General features: G+C 25.3%; 6 protein-coding genes. 5 read left to right on the top strand and 1 reads right to left on the bottom strand.

Features of this window, described 5'->3' with window-relative positions; all coding sequences use genetic code 11:
- Positions 1–795 (bottom strand): YqaJ viral recombinase family protein (locus U881_RS0102280; protein ID WP_024653105.1); only part of this gene is annotated, 795 nt, incomplete at its 3' end.
- A 206-nt stretch (positions 796–1001) separates the two neighbouring features.
- Here U881_RS0102280 and U881_RS0102275 point away from each other — a divergent pair.
- The 5 genes from U881_RS0102275 to U881_RS0102255 form a co-directional block, all read left to right on the top strand.
- On the top strand, positions 1002–1775 hold the full coding sequence (locus tag U881_RS0102275; protein WP_024653104.1) for a plasmid maintenance protein: 774 nt from the start codon (positions 1002–1004) through the stop codon (positions 1773–1775).
- Between the two features lie 40 nt (positions 1776–1815).
- Positions 1816–2346 carry a DUF226 domain-containing protein gene (locus U881_RS0102270; RefSeq protein ID WP_024653103.1) on the top strand — a complete coding sequence of 177 codons (531 nt, stop codon included), beginning with the start codon at positions 1816–1818 and terminating at the stop codon, positions 2344–2346.
- Positions 2322–3062, top strand: coding sequence for a ParA family protein (locus tag U881_RS0102265; protein ID WP_024653102.1), 741 nt, complete (start codon positions 2322–2324; stop codon positions 3060–3062). Before U881_RS0102270 ends, U881_RS0102265 begins: the two co-directional genes overlap by 25 nt.
- Positions 3063–3120: 58 nt before the next feature.
- On the top strand, positions 3121–3681 hold the full coding sequence (locus U881_RS0102260; RefSeq protein WP_024653101.1) for a chromosome replication/partitioning protein: 561 nt from the start codon (positions 3121–3123) through the stop codon (positions 3679–3681).
- A gap of 466 nt (positions 3682–4147) precedes the next feature.
- Positions 4148–4747: recombinase RecT (locus U881_RS0102255; protein ID WP_024653100.1), on the top strand; the 600-nt coding region annotated here is incomplete at its 3' end.

The raw sequence follows: 4747 nt of genomic DNA, 5'->3' as shown, positions 1-4747 counted from the left end.
AATTACTTCAATAACAAAATCGTTATCCCTTTTAATTTCACAATTAATTACTTCATTCCCTACTGTCAAAAATAAATTGCCTTTGCTTAAACCCGTACATGCAAGTTGTATTTGTACTTGTACATAATATTTAAAGAAATATTTACTCTCTATAAAATTACCAGTACGGTTATATTCCAATGCAGCTTCTTTTAACTGATAACTATCACTAGATTTAAGCTCTAAAAGTTCAGCTTCACCTTCTTTGTTTATAAACCACCCATCAATTGTTGATCCAACTAAATTCTTTGCACCAGAAATTTCCTTAAAGTAGTTATATTTATCTATTCCATTGGCATATTTATTTCTATGCAAAACCTCAACTCTCTCTCCATGTTCCCGAATAAATTCATCAAATAAGAAATTCTCTAATACTTTACCTTTTCTCATACTTAAACTGTCTTTAAATGGCACTTCTCTGTCTAATAATTTAAGTACTTTTGTTATTATAAATTCATTCAAACTTTCTTCGCCAATAAATATGCTCCCAACTTCACTTGCACCAACTCGGGTTAAAGCTTCTCTTTGTTTACTAAAATCATCTTTGCTATTGAATTTAAAACATTCATGTTTTCTAATACCAGGTATCTTACGTCCTACTTTACTTATTTTGCTTGTTTTCTTTTGTTTAACGTTTTCTTCTTCTTGAATTTGTGGCAAAAATGCTTCAAAACCTTCAAATATTCTTTGAGCTTGTAAACTGATATGATGCATATTATCTCCTTTGTTAACTTTTTTTAATATATTTGTATTCATATTAAACTCCTTTATGGTTATAAAAATCTCACAAATCTAACAAAAATATTATAGCAATAATTGATTTTGTCAACTTTTTTTGTTGTAATATTTGTATATTTTTTTATAAAATTTTACAAAAAAATATTTATCGAAATAAAAGGTTTACTTTTTACTAACAATTGAGTTATTATGGATGATATAAATATCCATAAAGGAGAAAATAAATGAACAATACAAATGCTAAAATTAGAAGCTATTCACAACCATTAAAAGGATACCACAAAAGATATTATAAGTTATTATCAATAACTACCTACTATCAAAAAAATGCAATTAGATATAATCAAACAACTATTTTAAACGCATTAAATACTTTCTTAATCAAAGATGGTCTTAAGCCAATTACACTTAGAACATTGAGAAAAGATTTGGCTCTTCTATGCAATAAAGGCATCATTCAAAAAACTTTATTAAGATTAGGAGAAGGAAATGGTTCTTATATAAGATACTCAGTAAATAAATACAGTCTTCATAATTTAAAAAAATTACTAAGAGCCAAAGATGCAATTGTTGAACATGATGCAAATGCTGTATACGGATTCACAAAAAAAACTCAACAAAAATATTGTGAAGAAAATGGAATTAAAATTTTTAAACGAAAAAGTGCAACTAAAAATGTCAGTCAATATATAAATAGTAATAAAAAAATAATAAATAAAAAAAATAAAAAAGAAAAAACAAAAAAAGAAGCAAAAGTAAAAACACAAGAAACAAATTTTTCAATAAAAGAAAAAGAAATTTTAATAAAAAAAAGGAAAATTGAAGAACAAAAAAAAGAAGAAAATGCAATAAAAGAAACAAACGAAATCAACCTTTTAATCAAAAATATTGGGAAATGGAAAACAATGAGATATTTGGATAAAGTAGAAGAAAATGCAAATAAGAAGAGATATGAAGAAAGCATGCGCAAAACTAGAGAATGGTTAAAAAAATTTTAAGACTAAAAATCATGATGATAAATGGGGTTAAACATAAGATATGATATGTATTCCAAAGCAACCTGAAAGAAGTAATAACATTTTCATTCAGATTGAAAAAAAAAATAATAGAACACTGTATCATACGAAAATTATAAAGGATTTTTATCTATTTGGAATAGATAAAAATAAAAATGACAGGTTTTTTCTTATTTTAAAGGAACTTTTCAAAGAAAAGAAAGTCATATTTCATTTATTTTCTTTAAAAGATGATGATAAGTTTCTAGGTATTTTTTATGGATATAGAAAACCTATAAAGAATATTATGAGAAGATATGAAGAAAATGGTATGCTGAAAACATCCACTTTCTCAAAAATTTATTATATAGAGTTTAGATTTAAAAAAGGAAGTGTCTTTTGTTATATTAAGGGAATTTCTTCTTTGGTTAAAAAGGAGAAATTAAGTACGATGTATTGCAAGATATTGCTGACAATAATAAAAAAGCTAGAAAAAGAAGTATATGAATTTTATAACAAGAAGTTACCAAGCGGAGGACTTATAACAAGATGGATAGAGAAAAACCAAAAGTAATTGCAATTGCATCAATAAAAGGTGGCGTGGGGAAGAGTACAAGTGCCATTATATTTTCAACTCTTTTGACACTTAATTATAAAGTGCTATTGATTGATATTGATACACAAGCATCAACCACTAGTTATTTTTATAAGGAATTGTCAAATCAAAAAATCAGCATAGTGAAAAAAAATATATATAGAGTCTTAACAGAAAGGTTAGATATCAATGATTCTGTTGTGAATCTTCAAAGTAATTTAGATTTAATACCCAGTTATTTGAGTTTGCATAAATTTGCTAGTGAATCTATACCTCTTAAAGAACTGAGGTTAAAAGATAATTTGATCTTTTTAAGAAAAAAATATGACTATATCATAATTGACACGAATCCTAGTTTAGAGTTTACATTGGCAAATGCATTATTATCTAGCAGCCATGTAATAGTACCAATGACAGCAGAAAAATGGTCAATTGAGAGTTTGGAACTCTTAGAGTTTTATATAAAAAAGTTAAAAATAAAACTTCCAATTTTTATTCTTGTAACTAGATTTAAGAGAAATAACACACATAAACAATTATTAAAGTATGTTCAATCAAAAAGAGGTTTTTTAGGTTTTATACACGAAAGAGAAGACTTAAATAAAAAAATAGCACAAAATGAAAGTTTTGACTTAAGTAGAGATTATATCAAGGAATACAAGAATGCATTATCTATTCTTTTACAGCATATATAAAAATAAGTAAAGTATAATAGTCCGGAATCCGGACTATTATATAAAAGGAGGATTTATTATGGAAATTAAATTAAATAAGAGGCTTTTAACAGATGAAGAAGATCCTGACGAGCAGAAATCATTGACTAACAATGAGGATAAAATCTTACATTATAATATGTTAAAAGATAGGTTAAAAGCTAATTTTAGGAAAGAAATTTTTTATAAAATAGATTGTATTAGAATTTTAAAAGAAATAAAGGATGAACAATATTATAAGTTAGATGGGCATAGAAGTTTCGATAGCTTTATAAAAAGTTATCGACTTGCTAAAAGTCAAGTTTATGTTTATTTAAAGATAGCAAATGCTATGGCAGAAGGTTTAGTTGAAGAAGAGTATATAATTGAGAATGGCATTCATGATTCACTTCATTATATACAAACTAGAGAAAGTATAAAAATAAAGAAGTCAAGACAGAATCCAGTAAAACCATTAAGATTTCAACTTAAGACTCAAGAAAGTTATAATTATTACAAAAAGAATGCAAAATTGACAGGTTTTATATTAGATAGGCTTTTTTGGGAAAAGCAAGATTTGCTTAAAGAATTTGTGAAGGAATTTGAAAATTTTATCAGATGAAAAATATTAAAAAAGGATAATAGATCTGTTTCGATGGAGTTTAAGAATAAATTGTGTAATATTGCATTTAGCCATATTTTTTTATAATTATAAATTATTGTATTTTGTGGATACTTTCCTTAAAGTAAAAATACTTAAAGTATGATATGTTTAATGAGAATTTTTAGTGTCATTTGGATTATGATAAAAAATAGTTGATTTTATTTTGAATTTGATGTAATTTATTTCTATTATTATTAGCATGTGTTCATATTGTACACATCTTTTATGGATCGTCTATGAAGATTTAGATCTTTATTATTAGGTTTTTACAAAGACTTAATAATAAAGATCTAAAATATTATCTTAATTTATTCACTTTATAAGATATTTGATATATAAGCATTTTTCATCTTTTTTATAAAAAGTATTTATTAATTTTAGTTTTTGTTATATAATTTTCTTATAACCATAAAGGAGATTAAATATGAATGTTAATAGTAAAACTATAACAAAAACAAATATGCAAGAAATTATTAACAAATATATTAGTGAAATTACGTCAGAAGATATTTTAAAATTATGGAATTCATACAAATGTATGTATGGATTAGATAAAATAGATTTACAATCAGAACGTGATATTTTAACTTTGCTTAAAATAAATAATCTTAATCCATTTAAAAAAGAAGCATACATAATACCATTTAATGGGAGACCAACAGTTGTAGTAGCATATCAAACTTTGCTTAAAAGAGTATATGAGTATGGATACGATAGTAGAGATTTTTCATTTAAAGAAGAAAAGCTAAAGACTTATAGAGTTGATGCTAAAGGTAATATAATAGAAAAAGAAGACTTACAGTGTACTGCATATATGAGTACTAGCGAAGGAAAATGTTATAGCTTTTCAGTTCTTTTAGGAGAGTGTAGTAGAAATACAGCAGTATGGAGAGAGAAGCCAGTGTTTATGCTAAGAAAATGTGCAATAAGTGGACTTTGTAGAACATTGCCAGGAACTGATTTATCTGCTATGCCATATACTAGAGAAGAATTAGAAGGTATAAGTACTGTATATGAAGAACAA

Origin of the sequence: Borrelia persica No12 (genome assembly GCF_000500045.1) — a bacterium.
GTDB lineage: Bacteria > Spirochaetota > Spirochaetia > Borreliales > Borreliaceae > Borrelia > Borrelia persica.
This window is presented reverse-complemented; position numbering and strand designations above follow the sequence as displayed.